The sequence below is a fragment of the Brooklawnia propionicigenes genome, from assembly GCF_030297015.1.
Lineage (GTDB): Bacteria > Actinomycetota > Actinomycetes > Propionibacteriales > Propionibacteriaceae > Brooklawnia > Brooklawnia propionicigenes.
In genome coordinates this window covers 875,490-899,720 of the sequence record NZ_AP028056.1, presented here as the reverse complement: position 1 = coordinate 899,720, position 24,231 = coordinate 875,490, and the positions used below count along the sequence as shown (strand labels likewise).

At 67.3% G+C, this 24,231-nt stretch carries 18 protein-coding genes and 1 pseudogene; 14 read left to right on the top strand and 5 right to left on the bottom strand.

All coding sequences use genetic code 11. The annotated features are described in order from the left end of the window. Positions 1–74 precede the first annotated feature (74 nt). On the bottom strand, positions 75–1,949 hold the full coding sequence (typA, locus tag QUE25_RS04070; RefSeq protein ID WP_286267821.1) for a translational GTPase TypA: 1,875 nt from the start codon (positions 1,947–1,949) through the stop codon (positions 75–77). Positions 1,950–2,124: 175 nt separating this feature from the next. Here typA and QUE25_RS04065 point away from each other — a divergent pair, with 175 nt between their 5' ends. The 14 genes and pseudogenes from QUE25_RS04065 to serB all read left to right on the top strand — a co-directional run bounded on the left by QUE25_RS04065 (position 2,125) and on the right by serB (position 20,359). Continuing rightward, positions 2,125–3,189 (top strand): LLM class flavin-dependent oxidoreductase, encoded by a 1,065-nt coding sequence (locus tag QUE25_RS04065; protein WP_286267819.1) that lies wholly within the window; start codon positions 2,125–2,127, stop codon positions 3,187–3,189. A gap of 60 nt (positions 3,190–3,249) precedes the next feature. Continuing rightward, positions 3,250–4,524: a toxic anion resistance protein gene (locus QUE25_RS04060; RefSeq protein ID WP_286267817.1), complete on the top strand. Its 1,275-nt coding sequence runs from the start codon at positions 3,250–3,252 to the stop codon at positions 4,522–4,524. Between the two features lie 25 nt (positions 4,525–4,549). Further along, positions 4,550–5,083, top strand: a complete 534-nt coding sequence (locus QUE25_RS04055; protein WP_286267815.1) for a hypothetical protein — start codon at positions 4,550–4,552, stop codon at positions 5,081–5,083. A gap of 282 nt (positions 5,084–5,365) precedes the next feature. Continuing rightward, the gene (locus tag QUE25_RS04050; protein WP_286267813.1) at positions 5,366–7,033 is read left to right on the top strand and encodes an AAA family ATPase; all 1,668 of its coding nucleotides are present in this window, start codon (positions 5,366–5,368) and stop codon (positions 7,031–7,033) included. Continuing rightward, complete coding sequence (locus QUE25_RS04045; RefSeq protein ID WP_286267812.1) at positions 7,030–8,304, top strand: hypothetical protein; 1,275 nt, start codon at positions 7,030–7,032, stop codon at positions 8,302–8,304. Before QUE25_RS04050 ends, QUE25_RS04045 begins: the two co-directional genes overlap by 4 nt. After that, complete coding sequence (locus QUE25_RS04040) at positions 8,301–9,464, top strand: hypothetical protein (RefSeq protein WP_286267810.1); 1,164 nt, start codon at positions 8,301–8,303, stop codon at positions 9,462–9,464. The genes QUE25_RS04045 and QUE25_RS04040 overlap by 4 nt, the downstream gene beginning before the upstream one ends. Then, positions 9,464–11,953 (top strand): serine/threonine-protein kinase, encoded by a 2,490-nt coding sequence (locus tag QUE25_RS04035; protein WP_286267807.1) that lies wholly within the window; start codon positions 9,464–9,466, stop codon positions 11,951–11,953. The genes QUE25_RS04040 and QUE25_RS04035 overlap by 1 nt, the downstream gene beginning before the upstream one ends. Further along, complete coding sequence (locus QUE25_RS04030; protein WP_286267804.1) at positions 11,950–13,242, top strand: PP2C family protein-serine/threonine phosphatase; 1,293 nt, start codon at positions 11,950–11,952, stop codon at positions 13,240–13,242. Before QUE25_RS04035 ends, QUE25_RS04030 begins: the two co-directional genes overlap by 4 nt. A gap of 46 nt (positions 13,243–13,288) precedes the next feature. Beyond that, complete coding sequence (locus QUE25_RS04025; RefSeq protein WP_286267802.1) at positions 13,289–14,608, top strand: vWA domain-containing protein; 1,320 nt, start codon at positions 13,289–13,291, stop codon at positions 14,606–14,608. A 176-nt stretch (positions 14,609–14,784) separates the two neighbouring features. Beyond that, positions 14,785–15,804, top strand: a complete 1,020-nt coding sequence (locus QUE25_RS04020; RefSeq protein ID WP_286267800.1) for an FHA domain-containing protein — start codon at positions 14,785–14,787, stop codon at positions 15,802–15,804. A 208-nt stretch (positions 15,805–16,012) separates the two neighbouring features. Continuing rightward, positions 16,013–16,840 (top strand): annotated as a pseudogene (locus QUE25_RS14790) (endonuclease domain-containing protein); the annotation flags it as partial. Between the two features lie 154 nt (positions 16,841–16,994). Further along, positions 16,995–17,669: a queuosine precursor transporter gene (locus tag QUE25_RS04015; protein WP_286267798.1), complete on the top strand. Its 675-nt coding sequence runs from the start codon at positions 16,995–16,997 to the stop codon at positions 17,667–17,669. 146 nt (positions 17,670–17,815) lie between these two features. Beyond that, a complete protein-coding gene (locus QUE25_RS04010) occupies positions 17,816–19,099 on the top strand; it encodes an adenylosuccinate synthase (protein WP_286267796.1) in 1,284 nt (427 codons plus the stop codon). A 15-nt stretch (positions 19,100–19,114) separates the two neighbouring features. After that, on the top strand, positions 19,115–20,359 hold the full coding sequence (gene serB / locus QUE25_RS04005; RefSeq protein WP_286267794.1) for a phosphoserine phosphatase SerB: 1,245 nt from the start codon (positions 19,115–19,117) through the stop codon (positions 20,357–20,359). Positions 20,360–20,383: 24 nt separating this feature from the next. Here the strand turns inward: serB and QUE25_RS04000 are convergent, their stop codons facing one another. The 4 genes from QUE25_RS04000 to QUE25_RS03985 are packed head-to-tail and all read right to left on the bottom strand — an operon-like array spanning position 20,384 to position 24,230. After that, positions 20,384–21,124, bottom strand: coding sequence for an urease accessory protein UreD (locus tag QUE25_RS04000; RefSeq protein WP_286267792.1), 741 nt, complete (start codon positions 21,122–21,124; stop codon positions 20,384–20,386). After that, the gene (gene ureG, locus QUE25_RS03995) at positions 21,124–21,864 is read right to left on the bottom strand and encodes an urease accessory protein UreG (protein WP_286267790.1); all 741 of its coding nucleotides are present in this window, start codon (positions 21,862–21,864) and stop codon (positions 21,124–21,126) included. The genes QUE25_RS04000 and ureG overlap by 1 nt, the downstream gene beginning before the upstream one ends. After that, positions 21,857–22,525: an urease accessory protein UreF gene (locus QUE25_RS03990; protein ID WP_286267788.1), complete on the bottom strand. Its 669-nt coding sequence runs from the start codon at positions 22,523–22,525 to the stop codon at positions 21,857–21,859. The genes ureG and QUE25_RS03990 overlap by 8 nt, the downstream gene beginning before the upstream one ends. 4 nt (positions 22,526–22,529) lie before the next feature. Then, a complete protein-coding gene (locus QUE25_RS03985) occupies positions 22,530–24,230 on the bottom strand; it encodes an urease subunit alpha (protein WP_286267786.1) in 1,701 nt (566 codons plus the stop codon). Position 24,231 lies beyond the last annotated feature (1 nt).

Here is a 24,231-nt window from a genome sequence, read left to right as displayed (position 1 = left end):
GCATCGCCCCGATCCGGTAGCCGGCAGCAGACCCGGCGCCGCACCCGGATCGGCCGGGCGCGGCGCGCTGTGCGTCAGTTGTTCGCCGCGGTCTTCGCGCGGGTACGCGCCTTGGCCCGGGCGTGCGCGGCGAGCTCGACCTTGCGGATCCGGACGATCGCCGGGGTGACCTCCAGGCACTCGTCGGGCGCGCAGTACTCCAGCGACTGTTCCAGGCTCATCTTGCGCGGTGGGATCAGCCGTTCCAGTTCGTCGCCTGTCGAGGAGCGCACATTGGTGAGGTGCTTCTCCTTGGTGGGGTTGACATCCATGTCGTCGGGACGCGCGTTCTCGCCGACGACCATGCCCTCGTAGGTCTCATCACCCGGTGAGACGAACAATGTCCCGCGTTCTTGCAGGTTGAACAGCGCGTAGCTCGACACGACACCGGCGCGGTCGGAGACCAGCGATCCAGTCGGCCGGATGCGCATCGTGCCCGCCCAGGGCATGTAGCCCTCGAAGACGTGGTTCATGATGCCGGTGCCGCGGGTTGCGGTCAGGAACTCGGTGCGGAAACCCAGCAGTCCGCGGGAGGGCACCACGTACTCCATCCGCACCCAGCCGGTGCCGTGGTTGGTCATCTGCTCGAGCATGCCCTTGCGGGTGCCCATCAGCTCGGTGACCGTACCCAGGTGCTCCTCGGGCACATCCACCGTGAGCCGTTCGGTCGGCTCCTGCACCTTGCCGTCGATCTCGCGGGTGACCACCTCGGGCTTGCCGACGGTCAACTCGAAACTCTCGCGGCGCATCATCTCGACCAGCACGGCCAGCTGCAACTCGCCGCGGCCCTGGACCTCCCAGGTGTCGGGGCGCTCGGTGGGCAGCAGCTTGATCGACACATTGCCGATCAGCTCCTGATCGAGGCGGTTCTTCAGCAGTCGCGCGGTCACGTTCTTGCCCGACCGGCCCGCCAGCGGCGAGGTATTGATACCGATGGTCATCGAGATCGACGGCTCGTCCACATGAATCAGCGGCAGCGGCCGCGGATCATCGGGATCGGTGAGCGTCTCGCCGATGGTGATCTCGGGGATGCCGGCGACGGCGATGATGTCGCCGGGGCCTGCCTGATCGACCGGTTCACGGTCCAGCGCCCGGGTCATCAGCAGTTCGGACAGTTTCACATTGGAGATCGACCCGTCGCGGCGGCACCAGGCCACGGTCTGGCCACGCTTGATGGTGCCCTCGACGATCCGGCACAGCGCCAGTCGTCCGAGATAGGGGGACGAGTCGAGGTTCGTGACATGCGCCTGCAGCGGGGCGCCCTCGGTATAGGTGGGGGCCGGGATGTAGTCGCGGATCGTCTCGAACAACTTCTCCAGCGTCTTGTCCTCGGGCAGCTCGCCGTCCGCCGGAGGCGTCAGCGATGCTCGTCCGGCTTTCGCGGACGCGTAGATGATCGGGAAGTCGAGAACCTCGGCCTCGTCGTCCTCCAGCAGGTCGAGGAATAGATCGTAGGTCTCCTCCACCACTTCGGCGATCCGGGCGTCCGGACGATCCACCTTGTTGATCACCAAGATGATCGGCAGCTTCTTGGCCAGCGCCTTGCGGAGCACGAAACGGGTCTGCGGCAGCGGGCCCTCCGACGCGTCCACCAGCAACACCACTCCGTCGACCATCTCGAGACCCCGCTCGACCTCGCCGCCGAAGTCGGCGTGGCCGGGAGTGTCGATGATGTTGATGAGCAACGAGGAGCCGTCGTCTTCCATGACGTGGCGGACTGCGGTGTTCTTGGCGAGGATCGTGATGCCTTTTTCGCGCTCAAGATCCATCGAGTCCATTACCCGCTTCTCGACATCGGCGCCCTCCCGGAAGGCCCCGGACTGCCACAGCATGGCATCCACAAGGGTGGTCTTTCCGTGATCGACGTGGGCGACGATGGCGACATTGCGCAGATCTGAACGACTTGGCATGGGGCTCCTGAATGGTGCACGACCGGCGGCACATGAAAAAGCCGAACCCATCGGGGGTCCGGCCACACCGCGCATCGGCCAGTTTACGCCGGAGACCACAATATCTTGTGCTCACGGGCTGCCCGGTTGCCATCAGCGGCCCTCGCGCATTGGCGCGCACTTCTATGCTGCAAACATGAAGGCCTTTGGATTCCTCAGTTTCGGCCACTACGCAATTCCCGGTCAGCAAGGGCCCGACGCTCGCACCGTGTTGCGTCAAGCGCTCGAACTGGCCCGGTTCGCCGACGAGTTCGGTGTCAATGGTGCCTACTTCCGCGTCCATCACTTCGCCCCTCAGGGTGCTTCGCCGATGCCGCTGCTTGGTGCGATCGCCGCGGTGACCAAACACATCGAGGTGGGCACCGGGGTCATTGATCTGCGCTACGAGAATCCGCTCTACCTGGCCGAAGAGGCTGCGGCGCTGGATCTGCTCGCCAATGGCCGCGTCGCACTCGGCGTCTCGAGAGGATCTCCCGAACCGGCGGAGCAGGGCTGGAAAGCGTTCGGATATCAATCGGAGGCGCCCAACGGTGCCGATATGGCGCGCAGCAAGTTCGAGATCTTGCTGGCGGCGGTCGAGGGCCGGGGTGTTGCCCGCGCCGCCGCGTTGGACGAGCAGTACCCCCGGATGTATCAGCCGGGCATCGCACTGCCGGTCTTCCCGCAGTCGCCGGGCTTGCGCAAGCGCATCTGGTGGGGCTCGGGCACCAGGAAGACCGCCGAACAGGCAGCCCGTGACGGTGTCAATCTGATGAGTTCGACCCTGGTCTCGGAGTCGGATGGGTCGTCACTGGGTGAATTGCAGGCCGACCAGATCGCCCGCTATCGCGCCGCGTGGAAACAGGCCGGCCACGACTGGACGCCCCGCGTTTCGGTTTCCCGATCGATTTTCCCGCTGGTCAGTGACCGCGACCGGCAGCTCTTCGGACTGCAGGCCACCTCGTCGGATGAGGTCGGTTATCTCGATGGCGGCAATGCCACCTTCGGACGCAGCTACGCCGCCGAACCCGATGTGTTGATCGAGCAGCTGAAGGCCGACCCGGCGATCGAGGCAGCCGATACCTTGATGCTGACCATCCCGAACACGCTGGGAGTCGAGCCGAATCTGGCGATTCTGCGCAACTTCGCCGAGTACGTGGCCCCTGCACTCGGCTGGATCCCGGCCACCAAAGGCCCGGTCGAGGGTTACCCGATCGACTGACAGCGGCCCGAACCCGGGTAACCTCGACTGCAGAGTCAGCCGCACCGGAGAGGAATCCAGATGAGCCAGACCCCGGCGTATCCGCAGGGCCCAGCACCGCAGAACCAGCATGCAGCGGTACAGCCTCTGTCACCGCCCCCATCGGCAGCCGCGCTGACGCTCGAAGCTCCGGCGCCGCCGCCAGTGGTGCAGGCCACCCAGGCCCCGCAGATGGCCCCGCCGGTGACCGCCGAGCAGCGTCCCGTGCTGGATGCCAAGGTCAACCAGTTCATGGGTGCGATCATGGCGGAGCAGGCCAGCAGCCCCGAGTTCAGTGCCCAGGCCGACGCCGTGCGCAGCATGGGTGACGCCGACATCCGGCGTGCCGCCGAGATGAGCAACCGGCTGCTCGACACACCGATCAACGAGATGAAGACCGGCGGGCTCAGCGACGTCTCCAAGGTCTCCGCCACGTTGATCGAGCTCCGCAAGACGGTGGAGGGCCTGGACCCGTCGGAGGTGAGCAAGCAGAAGAAGTTCCTCGGCGTGATCCCGTTCGGCGACAAGATCCAGGATTACTTCCGCAAGTACCAGTCCAGCCAGCAGCACCTGAATGCGATTCTGCATGCGTTGCGCTCCGGCCAGGATGAGCTGACCAAGGACAATGTCAGCCTCAACATGGAAAAGCAGCAGCTGTGGGACACCATGAACCGGCTCAACCAGTACATCTACCTGGCCGAGCGGCTCGACACCCAACTGTCGGCGTCCATCGCCGAATTGCAGGTCACCGACCCGATGAAGGCGGACGCCCTCAACAAGGACGTGCTCTTCTACGTCCGCCAGAAGCACCAGGATCTGCTCACCCAGTTGGCGGTGTCGATCCAGGGGTACCTGGCCATCGACGTGATCATCAAGAACAACATGGAGCTGATCAAGGGCGTCGACCGGGCGTCCACGACGACCGTCTCCGCGTTGCGCACCGCCGTCATCACCGCGCAGGCACTCGGCAACCAGAAGCTGGTGCTCGACCAGATCACCGCGCTGAATGCCACCACCTCGGGGCTGATCGAACGGACCAGCGAGATGCTCAAGTCGAACTCGGTCACCATCCAGCAGCAGGCGGCCAGCTCGACGATCTCCATTGAGTCGCTGCAGAAGGCGTTCGCGAACATCTACCAGACGATGGATTCGATCGACAGCTTCAAGATCGAGGCGCTCAACACCATGAGCCAGACGATCGGGACGCTGGAGACCGAGGTCTCCAAGTCGCGCGCCTATCTGGAACGGGCCCGCCAGTCGGAGGACCGGGCGGCCATCACCAACTCGCTGTCGGTGCCCGACTACAACCTGGGCTGAGCTGCTCGACCTGAAAGAAGCAACGATGGGAATCTTCGGCTGGCTTCGGGGGGAACAGAAACCTGCCGACCCCGAAACGCTGGCCTCGCCGGCCCCGACCTCTCAGGACATCGAGGCGGCGCTGGTCAAGGCGGAACGGATGGCGATAGAGGGGCATGCGCCCACCCCGGTGCTCGCGCGAGTGCTGCGCATCATCACCGTGGTGCGCGCGATTGTGCCCCGGCTGGGCAATCTGGGTCTTGATTCCCAGGACGCCTACACGGTCGTCGCGACGGCCACCGACTATCTTCCCGAATCGGTGGCCGGCTATCTTGCGCTGCCGCGGGACTGGGCGGACACTCGTCCGGTCGCCAACGGGAAGTCGTCGCTGCTGCTGCTGGTCGACCAGCTCGATCTGCTCAGCCTGACCATCTCGCGGATGTATGACGCCACGAACCGGATGGACGCGGCCGCGCTGGTGGCTCAAGGCGCCTTCCTCGATTCGAAGTTCGGTGGACGAATGAGGCCGGCCCGGCTGGATGCGCCGACCCAGCCGTCGACCAACCCGCTGGATTTGTGATCTTCATGCCCCGCGAAGAAATGGGCCGCATCGCGGCGGACAAAAGCTGATCGGACGCATCCTGCATGTGTCGGATCGAGACGTGGCCCCGGTCGTACGGCACTCGACGTTCATAGCCCGCGAGAGCATCGGCCCGGCACCAACAGCACCGATGGCGCCGAGCCAGAGCGCTTGACCGATGATCTCGGCCTGCTATCTCGGTGGCGCCTTGCCACGGTGCTGCTAGGTTGAATGACACCGCGAGGCTACGCGCTGAGCTGCTGGAACTTCGATGGAGCGATGATGACGAGCAAGACGCTGCGCAGTGCCCTTGATCAGTTGGTCGCAGTCGCCGAGACCGCAGGCTTGGACCCCGAGCAGGCCCTGGCCGAAGGCGAACAGTTGGCTGCTGCGGTCTGCGAGCCCTCGGTGGGCGCCTACCTGGATTGGGCTACTGAACTCGGACGAGAACCCGACTCCCAGGAGTTCTTCGCGGCCGCATCGAGAGGGCGCCGCTGGCGCGCCGGCCCCACCCCACTGATGAGCCAACTGGGTAACACCTCGGTCGCCGCCGCCCAGCAGTACCTTGCTGCGCTCGGCTCGGTCATCGCCGTCGCCTGCACACTCGGTCAGCCGACCCCTCAGGTGGCCGGTCTGGCCGCGTCGGCCTCCGCCGCCCAGCAACGGGCGCTGCCCGGCGGCAGCCTGCCCGTGACCCTCGATTCGCTGGATGCGACGCCGGCTGCCGCCGGTGGCGGCCTCAATCCCGATCTGCTCGCCAAACTGCAGACCTCGCAGGACCGGCTCAAGGCGATGGACGAGTTCACCCGGGTCGGTAATCAGGCCTTCGAATCAGTGCTGGAGCAGATGCGGGTCAACCAGGCCAGGATCGAACAGATGCGGACGTCACCGTTGCTGGACCAGGGCCCCGGCGTCGGTCCTGCGCCGGCGGGCATCCCGGGCTTGCCGGCACCGGGCGGGCTGCCCGGCGCCGACCCGCAAACCCGAACAGCAGACGGTCGTCCGGAAGCGACCGCACCTGATCCCACGCTGCCGGCCGGGCCGCAGCCGGTCGTCGAGACACCCGCCGAACCCGAACGCACCGTCGACGAACTGATCGCCGAACTCGATGAACTGATCGGGCTCAAGGAAGTCAAGGCCGAGATCAAACGGCAGGCGGCGATACTGCACGTGCAGGCGTTGCGCGCTGAAGCCGGTTTGAAGGTTCCCACCATCACCCGGCACTTGGTCTTCGTCGGCAACCCGGGCACCGGCAAGACGACGGTAGCCCGGCTGGTGGCCGGCATCTACAAGGCGGTCGGACTGCTCAGCAAGGGGCAGCTGGTCGAAGTCGACCGTTCCGAACTGGTGGCCGGCTACCTCGGGCAGACCGCCACCAAGACCGCGGACGTGGTCGCCTCCGCGCTGGGCGGGGTGCTGTTCATCGACGAGGCCTACGCACTGTCGGGCGACCAGTACGGCGAGGAATCGATCAACACCTTGGTCAAGGAGATGGAGGACAACCGCAACGACCTGGTCGTGATCGTGGCCGGATATCCCGGCCCGATGGCCACCTTCATTGCCGAGAACCCCGGCCTGGCAAGTCGTTTCCGAACCGAGATCAGGTTCGCGAACTATACCGACGACGAACTGATCGAGATCTTCGTGCAGATGGTCGACAAGTCCGACTACGATCTGGCCGATGGCGCGCTGGACGCCTTCACCTTCGACCTGTCGCAGCAGGTTCGCAATGAGACGTTCGGCAACGGACGGTACTGCCGCAATGTGCTGGAGGCCGCGATCGGTCATCAGGCATGGCGGTTGCGCGACATTCCCCAGCCCACCGTGGAGCAGCTTCGACTGCTGACGCGCGAGGATGTTGTCGGAGACGGTGTCATGGCGCCGGGCGACGAACTGATCGTCCAGCCCGAGACCGATCAGCGCGACCTGACGGGGGAGGAGACCGAATGACGAACTCCCCGGCGTCCGCGTGGAACCGCCCGGGCACCACCGGCTTCGCAGCCCCGGCGGCCCCGAAAGCCCGCCGCGGCGCGCAACTGAGCCCGACTCAGCAGGCACCGGCTCCAGCCAAGAGCGGCACGAACATGCCCACGTCCTCGGTGATCGCGTGGTGGCGCGTCGTCCTGGTGATCGTGTGCCTGGCAGCCGCCGTGATCACGCCGCTGATGCTCGATCAGAACCGGCAGTCGGTGGAACGGGTCAATGCGGCCACCCAGCAGATGCTGAGGCTGGAGACGGTCCGCAGCGATCTGCTCGGCGCCGAGGCGGCGTCCACCCAGGCGCTGCTGATGACCACCGACGGGCAGAGCCCGAACGCCGGTTATCTCGGTCTCGTCGATTCTGCCGCCGCGGAGCTGATAGCCGCTGCCGCCGCCAGTCCCGCCGACTCGGCGTCCCTCCAGGACATCAACACGGCGATGAGTCGCTATGTCGCTCAACTGGCTGTCGCGATGCACACCGGCGGCCAGCCGGACATGCTGGTGGCCAGTCAACAGCTGGCCGACGATGTGCTGCCGCTGCTGGACGCACAGATCGCCCAGCAGACCTCGATCCTGGAATCCTCGGGCGGCAACCAGCAGTGGCTGATCGCCTTGTTGGCCGTTCCGCTGCTGCTGCTGGCGGCAGCAAGTATCGTGATTGCCAGGCGCACCCGGCGCGTCTTCAACCTGGGCCTGGTGCTTGCGTTTGCGGGCGCGGTGGCATCGGGTGTGATCGTCACGCAGCTCGTCACCACCAGCGCCGCGAGCATCAGCGCGGTGCAGACCAGCGGAGTCAGCCGGGCAACCGCGGTCGCCCAGGCGTACGGCGCCGTCACCGAGGCCAAGGCGGCCGAGGGACGCATCCTGCTGGGCATCACGGATCCGGCGAGCGGGGCCCAGACCTACTCCGATGCCACCGGCCGGGCCGACCAGGCACTCAGCGTGTTGGGCGACAGCCAGGCCGCCGACCAGCTGACCCAGATGATCTCCACCCATGAGCAGCTGATGGCCGCGCCCGAGCCGCCCAGCTCCGAGTTGGTCGCCTCGGCCCAGGCTCCCTATGACTGGTTGATCGACTGGCTCACCGAGCAATCGTCGAGCATCGGCCAAGAGGTGGACGCAGACCTGTCCGGGCACGCCGAGACGGTCGAGAACCTGGCCGTGCTGGTCGCCGGGATCATGGTCTTCGCGGCCGTGAGTTCGGCCGTCGGCCTGAGCGGATCACTGCGGAGGTACCGATGAGTCCCGTCAACGCGCCCGATGCGCCCGGACGCCTCGGTGAGGCGGTCGATCCGCTGCAGTTGAGGTCGTACCTGATTGCGCTCGACAAGTGGCTGGAGGCCCGCCGATCGGAACTGGAAGCCCTCGATGTCGCCGTGCAGGAGAGCGAGCACGCCGACGAGCTCACCCGCGACATCGCGCTCAGCCTGCAACTGTGGCAGTCGATCCAGACGCGTTACCGCCGGCTGCTGCAGGTCTGGGATCGCGGCCGTGTGTCGATCAGGGAACGCGAGCAACTGTCGTCGCTGGTCTGGGGTCGTCTCGACGACGACACCTGGAGCGGCACCGCGGCCAGCGGACTGTCGTTGCCCGAGGCCTGCCGGATGTCGGATGCGCTGTGCGGGCAGCTGCGCAGCCGGCTGCAACTCGATCCGGCGGGCACTCAGGCCGTCGCCCGGCTGCGTGATCTTCGGGCCACCATGGAACGGCTGCGCGACCAGGTCGGCCTGGAACCGCCACAGACCATCGCCGCCGCCCAGGCCCGGCTGGCCCAACTCGAAGGTCGTCTGACGATGATCAATGAGAAGGCCGGGCGCGGCGGAGACATCGGCGGGCTGCTCGGTCCGCTCGAGGCCGAGGCGGCGACGTTCGAGCGCGACCTCATCGTCGGCGGCGTGCAGCGCCGCGCCAATGCCCAGGCCCAGCAACAGACCGCCCAGCGCGCCGACTACGCGCAACGGTTGCGCGCCGACCTGCTGGCCCGCAGCCAGCAGTTGGACGAGCTGGTCGCCCAGGTGGTCGCCACGGTCAGCAGCCCGCCCAAATATGCGGTGCCCGATGTCACGGCGCTGGGCCCGGTTCCGGCCGGGAATCCGGGTGAGCTGGAGGCCTACATCGCGCGGCTCGAGAAGGTCGGGCAGGCGATGGAGTTCGTCTCTCGCGCCTATTCGGACGCGCTGCGCGGATCGCAGAAGCTCGCGAACGAGTTGATCATGCTGCGCTCGGAGGCCGATCAGCATCAGCTGACCGATCAACAGCTGAGTGCGCTGTTCGCCGTCGCCGATCAGCTGATGCAGCGTTCGCCGCGGCCCACCGAGACCCTCACCGCGCTGCTGGACGCCTGTCGCTATTACCTCAGCTGGCTGGCCGGTCAGCCCGGCGCCTGCGGTACGGTGGACTGATGAAGTGCCGTCAGCCCGGCTGCACCGGGACGATCGTGGACGGTTACTGCGACGTCTGCGGAATGCCTCCTGCTGCCGGCGCGGCTGCCCCCTCACGTGTCAACGGGTCCGCGTCCGCGGCGGCGCCTGCGGCCGGCTCCCACACCCCCCGGCGGCAGTTCGCGGCCGGCAGCCAACCCGGCCAGATCCGCACCGAGCCACCCGGCCCCGCCGACGCCGAGCCGGCCGCGCATGAGCCGGCGCAGCAGCCGCCTCCGGCGTCCAGCGGCTCCAGCGGCCGGCTCGGCCAGCGCGGCGGACCGTGTCCCCAGCCCGGCTGCCGCGGCACGATCGTGGACGGCTACTGCAATGTCTGCGGCAACCCGCCGGACGCAAAACCACCGAGCGCCACGCCGAAACTGCTCGGCACCACCTTGTCGACCACCGCCACCGCGGCAGAACTCGGCACCGTGCTGATGGGCTCGGCCCTGGCGGGGCCGGGGGCGGTCCGCACCTCGGTGCGGGCCGACGCCCACCGCGCCCGCACCCGGATCGGGGCCGGCGTCACCACGGTTCCACCCGCCCCGTCCATCGATCCCGCCAAGGCCGTGCTGAAGGATCCGGTCGTCCCGGAGGCCCGCCGGAACTGCCCCAAGTGCGGGGCTCCGGTCGGGCGCGGCCATGATGGTCAGCCCGGTAAGGCTGTCGGAACCTGCGAGAAGTGCGGCACCGCGTTCAGCTTCTACCCGGTGATCAAACCCGGCGAGCTGATCGCTCAGCAGTACGAGGTGGCCGGCGCCATCGCCTACGGCGGGATGGGCTGGATCTATCTGGCGCGCGACCGCAATGTCTCCGATCGCTGGGTGGTGCTGAAGGGACTACTGAACGCATCCGACGACGACGCGTCGGCCGCGGCGAAGTCGGAGAAGGAGTTCCTGGCGGCGGTCGAGCACCCACTGATCGTCGAGATCTACAACTTCGTCCAGCACGCCGACGCCCGCTACATCGTCATGGAGTACGTGCCGGGCCGCTCCATCACCGACTTGTTGAAGGAGCGGAAGGCGGCCAACAAGGGAAGCTACGATCCGCTGCCGGTCGACTGGGCGCTCGCCTATCTGATCGAGATCCTGCCGGCATTCACCTACCTCCACGAGGACGGCCTGCTGTACTGCGATTTCAAACCCGACAACCTCATGCAGGTGGGCGACTCGGTCAAGTTGATCGATCTGGGCGCGGTGCGCCGGATCGCGGACGAGACGTCCCCGATCTTCGGCACGGTCGGCTACCAGGCCCCCGAGGTCGCCGAGACCGGTCCGTCGGTGGCCAGCGACATCTACACACTCGGCCGCGCGCTGCTGGTGATGAGTTCGGAGTTCCGCGGCTATCAGAGCGAATACGTCGACACGTTGCCGCCGCTCAGCAAGATGCCGCTGTTCGCCGAGCACGACTCGTTCTACCGGCTGGTACAGCGGGCTTGCGCGCCGCTGCCCGCGGACCGTTTCCAGTCCGCCGAAGACCTGCGGGTTCAGGCGATGGGGGTGCTGCGCGAGGTGGTGGCGCGGCGTTCCCCGGGCGCTGCGACGACCTCGGCGCCGTCCACGCTGTTCAGCACGCCGATGACCGCCGGCGAAGGTTTCGACTGGCGGCAGCTGCCCAGGCTGCTGCCCGACCCGGCCGACCCGATGACGAGCTGGATCGCGTCGATCACCCTGGAGGATCCGCGGCAGCGGATGGGTGCGCTGGAACGTGCCCCGCAACGCACCGCGCAGGTGATGCTCACCCAGATCGAGATCGCTCTGGGGCTGGGCGATCGCCAGACGGTCTCCCGGATCGTCCGCGAACTGCTCAAGTCCGACCCGTGGGATTGGCGGGCGATCTGGATGCAGGGCCTGCTCGCCTTCCAGACCCACGCCTGGCATGAGGCACAGGCGCCGTTCAATACCGTCTACGCGCAGGTGCCCGGTGAACTCGCGCCCAAGTTTGCCCTCGCGGTGGCCTGCGAGCACGGCGAGCAGCTCGCGCTGGCCGAGGAATTGTTCGCGATCTGCGCCAGCACCGACGCCGCCTATGTGACCCCGTCAGCGTTCGCGATGACCCGGATCCGGTTGGCTCGCGACGATCGGGAGGGCGCGCTGGATGCGCTCGGCCTCATTCCGCCGACCAGCCGGGGCTATTCGGACGCCCGCACCGCCCAAGCGCAGCTGGTCTTGCAGCGCGAGGGCACGCTGGCCGAGCTGGACCAGGCCTGGCAGGCCATCCACGCCGCCAGACTCGATCAGATCACCACCACCAGACTCGAGGCCGAGGTGCTCGAGAAGGCGCTGGCGCAGTTGCATGACAACCGCGGCCGGGCGGTGGGCATGTTCGACGGGCAACCGGCCACCGAGCGCAATCTGCGTCCGAAACTCGAACGCGTCTACCGTGATCTGGCGATCTGGACCCGCGACGACGACGAACGCCGACGCCTCATCACCCAAGCCGACTCGACCCGTAGATGGAGCTTGCTGTGACTGAAGACCACATTCCTGATCCCGAGGCTGCAGGGTCGGCGGGGCGCTGGGCGCAACCGCCGGAGGCCTCGGCGGCTCCGCACGGCTGGTCGCAGCCGCCCGCCGGCCAACCCCGCCGGCTCTATGGCTCGACCGAGTCGCAGCACTGGCAGCCTGACACCGACCTGGCGGCCCGGGCCGCGGCCGAGGCTGCCGCGGACGCGGCGGTTGCCGAAACCGCACCGCCACCGGCTGCCGGGCCGCGCCGGGCTGCGAGCGCGGTCATGGGCCGGGTATTCACCCCGGAGTTGCGCAGCTGCCCGAAGTGCGGGGGCGCCATCGATTGGGACGGCTACTGCGTGCAGTGCGGCGCGAAAGCCCCCAGTGGCCGCGATCATCTGGAGGAGTGGCCGGCATCCTGGGTCGCCGGGGTTTGCGACCGCGGACTGCGGCATCCACGCAACGAGGACGCCATGGCGCTCGAGGCGAGTGCCGAGCCGGGTGTGCGGGCGGTGCTGACGGTTTGCGACGGCGTGTCGATGTCCACCGATTCCGACCGGGCGTCCCTGGCCGCGGCCAGGGCGGTGCTGGGCCATCTGGCCGGGCGCACCGACTGGGACTGGAACCTCACCGATCTGGCCCCCGAGTCGGCGACCCGGATGGTGCTGGACGAGACCGCGCAGGTGGCCAATCAGGCGGTGCTGGCCAACTCCGACCTGAACGAGGCCAGCCCAGCGTCCTGCACACTCGCCATCGGCTTGGTGAGCGGGACACAACTGTTGTCGGCGACGCTGGGGGACTCCCGGGTCTACTGGCTTCCCGACCAGGGCGAGGCGCTGCTGCTGAGCACCGACGACTCGATGGCCCAAGAACAGATCGCGGCCGGGGTCGAGCGCGGGATCGCCGAATCCGGCATGCACAGCCACGTCATCACCCGCTGGCTGGGCCGTGATGCCCCGGACGTGCGGCCCACCCTGGCGGGCGTCGTGGCGACCGGCGCGGGCTGGCTGCTGGTCTGCTCCGATGGGCTGTGGAACTACGCGTCCGATCCGGCGGCGATCGCCCACCTGGTGCGGGCCGTAGCCGCCAGGCGTACCCAGGGCCCGCTCGACCTGGCTCAAGGCCTGGTGGCCTGGGCGAACGAGCAGGGCGGCGAGGACAACATCACGGTGGCCCTGGCCCGCATCGAGCCGGCTGTGGGCACTGACTCGGCTGTGGGCACTGAGTCGGCTGCGGCCGCGAGCGAAGAGGCCGAGTTGGATGCTCCGACGACCCGCACCCGTCCGGTCGCCCCGACTGGTGCAAGCTAATCTGGCTGCGGGTGCGCAAGCCGGTCTGCCAACGAAAGGACGATCCGTGGCCCTGTTCAACTCCACGGTCTACCAGAACGAATACCTGCCCGATGGTGGCACCGATGTCAACGCGATCGTGCGGATCGGGGTCAGCGATGCCGGGAGCGCCGGATCGGACGGTGGCGCGGGCGAAATCATCATCATCGACTGTTCCGGATCGATGGGTCAGCGCAGCATGCTGGCCGCGCGGCAGGCAGCGATGGTGGCGCTCGACAACATTCTGGACGGCACCTATTTCGCGGTCGTCTCGGGCACTCATGAGGCGTATCTGGCATACCCGGTCGTCCAGTCGGGGCCGGGCATGGTGCAGATGAGCCCGCGCACGCGTCGCGAGGCCAAGGACGCCATCAGCCGGTTGGTGGCCGACGGCGGCACCGCGATCGGGCGCTGGCTGAACCTGACGCTGGCACTGTTCAACTCGATGGGCGGCAAGGTCACCCAGCGGCACGCGCTGCTGCTGACCGACGGTGCCGATGAGCATGAGACGCCCGAGCAGCTGGACGCGGCCATCCGGGCCTGTGTCGGGCATTTTCAGTGCGACTGCCGTGGCATCGGCACCTACTGGGTGGTTTCCGAGGTCCGCAAGATCGCTCGAGCCCTGATGGGCACGTTGGACATCATTCCCGATCCGTCGATGATGGCCGCCGAGTTCGCCAAGATCATGCAGACCTCGATGAGCCGCGGGGTGTCGTCGGCGAACCTGCGGGTGTGGACGCCGCAGGGCGCCCAGCTGCTTTTCGTCCGGCAGGTCTCGCCGACGGTGGAGGACCTGACCTATCAGGGCGAGCCGGTGAACCCGCTGACGGTGGACTTCCCGACCGGCGCGTGGGGCGATGAGGAGCGCGACTACCACGTCGCGGTGCGGCTACCCGCAAAGGCGGTCGGTCAAGAACAGCTGGCGGCCCGGGTACAGCTGGTGGTCGGCGAGCAGCCCCGGACGCAGGGCCTGGTCAAGGCGATGTGGTCGAGCGACGATTCGCTGACCGCGCAGATCAACGACGAGGTTGCCCACTACACCGGCCAGACCGAGTTGGCCGCGGCGATCCAGGAGGGCCTGGCCGCGCGCAAGGCCGGGGACCTGTCGACCGCGACCAGCAAACTCGGACGTGCGGTGCAACTGGCCCAGCAGACCGGCAATCACGAGGCGACCACCAAGCTGCGGAAGGTCGTCGACGTCGTCGATCCGGGAACCGGCACGGTACGGCTGAAGAGCAGGATCGAGAAAGCGGACGAGATGGCGCTCGACACCTCGTCCACCAAGACGACGCGGACTCGCCAGTCGAACGGTGAGAACGCCGGGCAGTCGAATGGACAGGCGGAGTAGCGATGACACGTTGTCCTGTCGGTCATGAAAGCCTGACAGACGATTACTGCTCGGTGTGCGGGGCGCGGATCGAGGCTTCGGCTGAGGTTCGGCCACCATCACCGGCGGCTGGTGAGGCGGGTCCGCAGGCGCCGGGCGTCGCTGCGGCGCCGAGACCTGCGACGCAGACCTGCCCGGTGTGCCATACGGTGGCGGCCGCGGACGCCTTCTTCTGCGAAACCTGCGGCTATGACTTCCTGACGGGGGCGCTGCCGCGCGGGCTTGATCGGCCTTCCGGGCAAGCCGCCGCCGAGCCGGCCGACAACACGGCGGTTTCCCCGGAGCCGGTCGGCAACACGGCTTCCGCAGAGCCGGCCGGCAACACGGCTTCCGCAGAGCCGGCCGGCAACACGGCGGCTTCCGCAGAGTCGGCCGGCGACACGATGTCTTCCGCAGAGCCCGAGGAACCGCCCGCGCCGCCCGTGCCGGGCTATTTCGATCTCGGTGATGCCCCCAGCCATGCAGATCTGGACAACCCGCTGGTGGTGGAATCGGCTGCCCCTGCCGCGCCCGTCCAGCAAGCCCCCGATCCGGCGATCGGTGAGGCTCTCGATCTGGGGGATCCGGGCGCGGATGTACCCAGCCCCGAGTCGTTGCGTCCGATCTCGGTAGACCCTCGGCCACCGCAGGGCACCTATCAGCCGGCCGCCTCGCCGTCGCCGGCGCCGCAGCCCCCGGCGTCCACGCAGCCTGCACCACCACCGGCCCAGCCCGTGGCGGCTCCTGCGTCCAGTAGTGTGCCGCCTACCCAAACCGGCCCCGCCCGCTGGGTGGCGGAGATCTGGATCGATCCCGAGTGGTACCGCCTGCAACAGGCACCCGAACAGCTCCCTTCCCCGGGCCAGCCGATCATCACTGGCTTGCGCAAGCCGCGAATGGTGATCGGACGGACCTCCGGGAAGACCCATCCCGACCTCGACTGCCTGACCGACACCGGGGTGAGCCGTCAGCAGGCGGCGCTGACGACCGACGGCATCCGCTGGTTCGTCGAGGACTTGGGCTCGTCCAACGGAACCTACGTCGGCCGGGTCGATCAGCCGCTGCCGATCGAGCCCATCGCGCGGCGCACCGAACTCGGCTACCACGACCGCATCTATGTCGGCTCGTGGACTCGGATCGTGGTTCGTCCTGCTCTGGCGCAGGAAACCGAGCTGTGAGATGGCTACCTGTGGTGGCGCCAATGCAGCCACGCCAGTTCGAACGCTCCCGGCGTGACTGATCTTCTTCACCTGAGGCCGATAAGCCGGAAATCGGCGATTTGGATCGATCCAAGCGGTGAACTGAAGAAGATGAGGCACGACAGACTTATCCACAGCCTCGAAGAAAGATGACCGATTCGCGGGGGCACTCGCCAATCCTCTAGGCATGAACCTCGAGGATGCCCTGAGAGCTGGCGGTGGCGTCATTGCTGCCGCGGATTACCGGCCACTACGCAATCAGTTCACCCGCGCTATCGCGGCAGGCACGCTGGTGCGGCTTTGTCCGGGCGTGCTGGTTGCCGCGGATCTCGTTGACGACCCGGTGATCCGAGCCCGGGCAGCGCACACCTGGCGGCCCGGGCACATTCTGATGGGCCCCGCGGCAGCTCGGGCCTCCTTCTGGCCGGAGTGCCCCGACACCATGATCGACCTGGCGGGTCCCCAGACGGATGTCGTTCCGAAGATCGTGCGACTGCACCAGGTGAAGGTGCCGGTGGAGCTACGAGCGAACTGGGGTACCGCGATCATCACCAGGGCCGAACTGACCGTGCTCGATATGGCAACGATGGGGAAGTGGGCGGCTTTGTGCGAGGGCCTGCGGCGAGGCGCCGTGAGCGCCGAGTCCTTGGCCCGGGCCGGCGACCTCGTCGCGCGGCGGTTGAAGCCCGGAATCCGGAGAGAATGCCTGGCGCGAGCAGCGGGCAATCCGTGGTCCGTGCCGGAGATGAACCTGCAGATGCTCTACCGCAAGGCAGGCATCGACGGGTGGGTAGGCAACCGGCAGATCATCGCGTGCGGACACCTCGTGATTCCTGACATCGCTTTCGATGTCCCCAAGCTCATCGTCGAGGTCGATGGACGCAAGTACCACACGCAGGTTGCGAGTTTCGAATCGGATCGGGCGCACAGCAACTGGCTCACCGCCGACGGCTGGCGGATACTGCGATTCACACCGTCGACGATCTGGAATGAGCCCGAGACAGTCCTGCAGCAGACGTGGGCGACCCTTGCATGCTCCCGGCGTGACTGGTCTTCTTCACTTGGGGCCGATGAGCCGGAAATCGGCGATTTGGATCGATCCAAGCGGTCAACTGAAGAAGATGAGGCACGCGGGGGCGGTGTGCCCCGAGCACCTAGACTGGCCCATCGTGAGATACGCCAGCATCGGATCGGGAAACTACGCCACCATGGTCGCCATGATGGCGGTGGTCGTCATCTTGTCGAGCATCGGCGCCTCGAAGGGTGTGGTCTTCGGACCGGTGATCACGGACGGGGCGTTTTTCCTCTTCCCGCTCGCCTACATTCTCGGCGACATGATCACCGAGATCTACGGGCCGCGTGCCGCGAAGCGGGCGATCATCACCGGCTTCGTCGCCAGCATCGCATCGGTGCTGATCTACGCGGTCGTGATTGCGCTGCCCGGCTTCACCGACGACTACGGCACGGCCCATCAGCAGGCCCTCGAACTGGCCCTGGGGCCGGTCTGGCAGATCGTGCTGGCCAGCATGGTCGGCTACGCGGGCGGGCAAACGACCAATTCGCTGATCATGTGGACCGGCAAGCGGAGACACTCCGAGAAGCGGCTCTACCAGCGACTCGCCTCGTCCACCGGTGCCGGGGAGGCTGTCGACACCATCTTGTTCTGCACGATCGCCGCCCCGGTGATCGGCATCACCACGGTCAACCAGTGGCTGAGCTATACATTCTTCGGCTACCTGTGGAAGATCCTCGTGCAGTTCGCCTTGATGCCGATCACCGGCCATGTGATCGGGTGGGTGAAGAAGAAAGAGCCGAGCTACTGGCAGCATGAACCCGCTGCATGACAAGGCCACACGGTGAGCCGCGTTGGCTGGTGCCGAGGGGTGCAGCTAGAGTGAGGTGGCAAGAGCCCTCTTGCTGAACATGTCGAGCAAGGGGCTTCACTGTGTTCCGGGGTGAATCGCCGGAACGAACAGGAAGGTATGCACACATGCCGGGCATCATCGTTCTGGGCGCCCAATGGGGCGACGAGGGCAAAGGTAAAGCGGTCGACGCTCTCGGCGAGCAGGTCGACTACGTCGTGCGCTACTCGGGGGGTAACAACGCCGGTCACACCGTGGTGGTCGGAGGCGAGAAGTTCATCATGCACCTGCTCCCGGCGGGCATCCTGAATCGCAACGCCACCACTGTCATCGGTAACGGTGTAGTCATCGATCCTCAGGTCATGTACCACGAACTCGACGGACTCACCGAGCGCGGGGTGATCGTCGATCACCCGTTGATCAGCGCAAACGCTCATCTGATCACCCCTTACCACCAGACCCTCGACAAGGTCACCGAGCGCTTCGCCGGCAAGAAGCGCATCGGGACGACCGGCCGGGGCATCGGTCCGGCCTACTCCGACAAGGTCAACCGCATCGGCCTGCGCGCCGCGGACCTGCTGGACGCCGACCTGCTGCACGACAAGGTTGTCGCATCGCTGGAACAGAAAAACCAGACGCTGGTCAAGATCTTCAACCGCCGCGAGATCAATCCCGAGCTGATCACCGAGCAGCTGCTCGGCTACACCGAGCGGATTCGTCCCTACATCGTGGATGCTGCCCGCCTGCTCAATGATGCTCTGGACGATGGCAAGGTGGTGCTCTTCGAGGGCGCCCAAGCCCACCATCTCGATGTGGATCACGGCACCTACCCGTTCGTGACCAGCTCGAATCCGACCGCCGGCGGCGCCTGCACCGGTACCGGAGTCGGCCCGACCCGCATCGACAGGGTCATCGGCATCGCGAAGGCCTACACCACGCGTGTCGGCGAAGGTCCGTTCCCGACCGAACTGCTGGACGCCGACGGCGAGAAGCTGCGCCAGGACGGCAGCGAGTTCGGGGCGACAACCGGTCGTCCGCGCCGCTGCGGCTGGTTCGATGCCCCGATCGTCGAGGTGGCCGCGAAGGTCAACGGCTGTACCGATATCTTCCTCACCAAGTTGGACGTGCTGTCCGGCTGGGACCAGATCCCGGTGTGTGTGGCCTACGACATCAACGGCACCCGCAGCGACGTCTACCCGATGACCCAGCCCGAGCTGTGCGCTGCCAAGCCGATCTACGAGTACGTGCCCGGCTGGACCGAAGACATTTCGGCCGCGCGCAGCTTCGACGAGTTGCCCGCCAACTGCCAGGCCTACGTTCACCATCTGGAGGATCTGATCCATTGCCGGATCAGCGGCATCGGGGTGGGCCCGGGACGCGAAGAGTCGATCATCATCAACCCGTTGGTCTGAGCGGTCCCGGGCGACATGAACGAGCGGCAGACGCTGGCTGCGACCATCACCGGCACCGATGCCCCTGGCATGGCGGTTCAGCTGATGGACGCGATAGCCTCCGCCGGGGCGGAGATCCTCGACTTCGAGCAGGTGGTGGTGCGTGAGCAGCTGATCTTGGCGCTGCTGCTCGGTTCGCTGCCCGAAGATGTCACCGGGTTGACCGACAAGCTGGCCGGGACATGCGCTCGGCTTGGGGTGACGCTGCATATCCGGGAGGGTGTCGGCGACAATCCACCGCGTCCGAAACGCGTTGTGGTGACGCTGCTCGGGCGCCCTTTACTGGCCGAGCACGTCGCTGCGGCCGCCCGGGTGATCAGCGAGCATGGCGGCAACATCGACCGCAGCCGCCGGCTGTCGCGCCAGCCGATGACCAGCATCGAGTTCTGGGTCTCGCATGCCGAGGTCGCCGATCTGCGTCCGGCGCTGGCTCAGGCCTCGGCGCAAGCAGGATTCGATGTCGCCGTCTCGCCCGCCGGCCTGGCCCGGCAGGGCCGCCGCCTGGTCGTCATGGATGTGGATTCCACTCTCATCCGCGATGAGGTGATCGAGTTGCTGGCCGCGCACGCCGGACGCGAAGCCGAGGTGGCCGAAGTGACGGCCGCCGCGATGCGCGGCGAGATCGATTTCGCGACCAGCCTGCATCAGCGGGTCTCGAAGCTTGCCGGACTGCCTGCGTCCATCTTCGACGAGGTGCGCCAGGCGGTTCGGCTGACGCCCGGGGCGCGGACGCTGGTCGGCACCCTGCAAGATCTCGGTTTCGCCGTCGGGCTGGTATCCGGCGGTTTCATCGAGGTCGTCGGACCGCTGGCAGCCGAGCTGGGCATCGAACATGTCTATGCGAATTCACTCGAAGTGATCGATGGCGTGCTGACCGGACGCGTCAGCGGCCCGGTGGTCGACAGAGCTGCCAAGGCGCAGAAGCTGCGCGAGTTCGCCGCGGCCGAGGGGCTGCCGCTGTCACGCACGGTCGCGATCGGTGACGGTGCCAACGATCTCGACATGCTCGCTGCGGCCGGTCTGGGGGTGGCGTTCAATGCCAAGCCCGCGGTCCGGGCCTCGGCGGACACGTCGCTGAATCTGCCCTATCTGGACGCCGTGCTCTTCCTGCTCGGTTTCAGCCGCGAAGAGGTCGTGGACGCAGCCGCCGCCCGCGAGCTGGGGCCGCTGCTGAGCCAGTTGCCCGAGCTGAAGGCGCACCACAAGACCGCGCAAGGGTGACGCGGCGAACGCGGGTGGAGTTCGCTACGATGCGGTCGCCGGGCCCGGCGACCGCCCGCTGAGAGCGTCCTGACCGCGCCACGCCTGCCAGCAGGCATCCATGGGCTGGTGGGCGTGCTCGCGTCCCAGCTGTCGCAGCAGGACGCCTGGCTCGGCCAACTCGAAGGCAGCGGGCCCGGCAGGGATGTCACCCTCGGGACGCCAGCCCAGCGCGATGATCGAGTCGAGGACGCGGTCGTCCCCGAGTACCCCCAGGCGTTCACGCTTGCCACGGGCCAGATCGAGGTCCTCGATCAGCAGTGGCAAGCCATCGGCGGACCGGGCGTGCAGGCAGCTCACCAGGTCGCCGCCGTGCTGACCGGAGCGTCCGAACGCGAGAACCTCGCGCTGCAGAAGCCTCGCGCCATCGCCGAGCCGAATGTCGGTGGTCCGCAGCACGGTCGCGCCATCCGACACCACGAAGGGCTGCCCCTCCCAGATCAGGGTGGCGCCCGCCCCCACCTCGATGGACACCTCCCAACGGGACCGGCCGGTGCCCCCGTAGGCGACGGTACCGACCGGCTCGACGATCTCGAGCCGGCCACCCGGTGCCACGACGATGTCGATGCCGATGCTGTCGCCGGCCAGCAGCACCATCTGCGTCCCCACCAGGGCGACCTGCGCCCCGACCGGCGTCGCAGACAGGATACGGGGAGCGAGCACGTCCCCGCGTAGGTCGACCCGAGGCCGGTCGGCGTCCGGTGTGACCTCGATCCGGGTACGCATCAATGCTGGTGGACGTGCGCATGCCCGGGCGCACTGTCGGCATGGGAGTGCACCGTGCCGTCAGCGTGCACGTGCGGGGCCATCGGGCCGGGATCGACCGCCACGTGATGGCCGCTGCGGAAGCTCGCCAGACTGTCGAGCACCCACTGCTTGAGCGCCGTCATCGACTCCGGATCGGTCCTGGACACCCCGAGCACCGGACGACCGGCCCGCACCTCGCGTCCCTCCCGGATCATCCGGTCGACGTCCACATCGACGAATGGCCCGAGATCGGTCTTGTTGATCACCAGCAGATCGGCCCGGGCGATACCCGGCCCGCCCTTGCGCACCACGTCGCCGCCACCTGCCACATCGAGCACGAAGATCTGCACATCGACCAGCGCGGGGGAGAAGGTTGCGGTCAGATTGTCTCCGCCCGATTCGATCAGGACGATGTCGACCGGCGCGAAATCGGCCTCCAGATCCTCCGCGGCCAGCAGATTCACCGTGACGTCATCGCGGATGGCGGTATGCGGGCAGGCTCCGGTCTCCACCGGCCGGATGCGCTCCGGGTCCAGCACCCCTGCCGCCTTCAGGAAACGGGCATCCTCATCGGTGTAGATGTCATTGGTCACCACTGCCAGCGACAGCGAATCCGACAGCTGCCGGCAGATCATCGCGATGAGTGAACTCTTGCCGGTGCCGACCGGCCCGGCCACCCCGAGACGCATCGCGCGGGTGGGAACAGCGGATTCAGGCACGGAACAACCTTTCTGTCGTGTGAGCATGACGCTCAGTCCATAGTTCCAGCTGTGGCGCCGCGTGGGCCGGGATCTGCTCCGGCGCCGTGAGCCCGGCGACCCGATCGGCCATCGCCTCGACCTCGCTCAGCAGGTCTCGAGTGAGGGCTGCAACCTCGACCGGATCGCCGGGTTCGAGCTTGAGCAGCGCCGAGGTCACCGCCTGCAGATCGTCGTAGCCGACCAGACGGGCCGTATCGTGCGCGTCCAGCCCGGCTCTGGCAGCGGTGACCCCCAGCACGATCGCCCGGCAGTATCGCGCATCATGATGGTCACGCTCGGTCGGCCACAAAGTGGCGAGAAGCCGCGACTGTCCGCGTCCGAGTTGATGGGCGTTGTCGCGCAGCGCCCGGCTCGGAGTGCGGGCCGCCCAGGCGCTCTCGACTGCCGCCAGATCCCCGCCCGAGAGCTCGACGGCTCTGGCCACCACCGCGGTGCCCGCCTCAACCTCGGTGACCGTCTCCAGTCGGGTTCGGATGAAGCGGTCCACGGCACCGGCCGGCATCCCGGCCTGCAGCGCGGGTTCGAGGCCGGCCGACTGAGTATGGGCTCCCACCGGCAGGCGCACATCGGCCAAGAAGGTCAACAGCAGCCCGGACATCGCGCTGTTCGTCTCGGTCAACGGCTCAGTAGAGGGTGTAGAGCTGGGCCGCCGGCAGCACATCGGCCGGCTCCGGTTCGATGCGGACGCCGTCGATGTCGATCGCGAAGGTCTCCGGGTCGATGTCGATCTTCGGCGTGGCGTCGTTGTTCTTCATGTCGGCCTTCGTCGTCTCGCGGGTGCTCGACACTGCAAGGAGCTTGCGCCGCAGCCCGAGCTGGTCGGCCAGGCCGGCGTCCAGTGCTGCGGGAGAAACGAACGAAACGCAAAGATCGGGCGCCGCCGGGGCAGCCAGAGTGGGCCGCTCGAGGGTCGGCTGTGGAGTGGTGATGGACGCGTTCGGATCCCCGAGCGAGCCCCAGACCACCGCGCCACCCTTGATCACCATTTCCGGGCGCACCGCGAAGAAGCGGGGATCCCACAACACCAGATCAGCCATCTTGCCCACCTCGATCGAGCCGAGATAGCCGTCCACCCCGTGCGCGATCGCCGGGTTGATGGTGTATTTCGCCACATAGCGCCGGGCCCGTTCATTGTCGGCCGGCAGCCCGCCGCCGAGCGACCCCAGCCGCGCTTTCATGACATGGGCGACCTGCCAGGTCCGGGTGATGACCTCACCGATCCGGCCCATCGCCTGCGCGTCGGAGGAGGTGATCGACAGCGCGCCCATGTCGTGCAGAATGTCCTCGGCCGCGATGGTGGTCGCCCGGATGCGGGACTCGGCGAAGGCCAGGTCTTCGGGCACCTTCGGATTGAGGTGGTGGCAGACCAGCAACATGTCGAGGTGCTCGTCGACGGTGTTCTTGGTGTGCGGCAGCGTCGGATTGGTGGACGCCGGCAGCACGTACGGTTCACCGGCCAGCTTCAAGATGTCGGGGGCGTGACCGCCACCCGCGCCCTCCGTGTGGAACGCGTGGATCGAGCGTCCGGCGATCGCCTTGATGGTCGACTCGACGAAGCCGGCCTCGTTCAGCGAATCCGAGTGCAGGGCGACCTGCAGCCCCCACTCGTCAGCGGCCCGCAGCGCGGCGTCCAGGGCGGCCGGAGTCGAGCCCCAGTCCTCGTGCACCTTGTATCCGCCCGCCCCGGCCAGGGCCTGCTCGGCGAGCCCCTCGGCGCTCACCGTATTGCCCTTGCCCAGCAGCAGCACATTCACCGGGAACGGGTCCATCGCCCGATGGATGAGGCGCAGATGCCAGGGCCCCGGCGTCACCGTGGTGGCCTTGGTGCCCTCGGCCGGGCCGGTGCCGCCACCGCTGATCGTCGTGATGCCGGTCGACAAGGCCTCGATGGTCTGCGACGGCGAAATCATGTGGACGTGCGAGTCGAACCCGCCCGCGGTCAAGATCTTGCCCTCGCCGCTGATGATCTCGGTGGACGGGCCGATCTGCAGCTGCGGGTGGACGCCGTCGCTGACGTCGGAGTTGCCCGCCCGGCCGAGCGCCACGATCGCGCCGTCCTTGATGCCGACATCGGCCTTCACGATTCCCCACCAGTCCAGCACGATCGCATTCGTGATGACCGTATCCGGGGCGCCTTCGGCGCTGGTGACCGAACCCTGCAGCATCGACTCGCGGATCGACTTGCCTCCGCCGAAAACGGCCTCGTCGCCTCCGATGGTCAGGTCTTTCTCGACCTCGATCCACAGGTCGGTGTCGGCCAGCCGGACCTGATCTCCGCTGGTCGGCCCGTACAGCGACGCGTACTTCTCACGGCTGATCTGCATT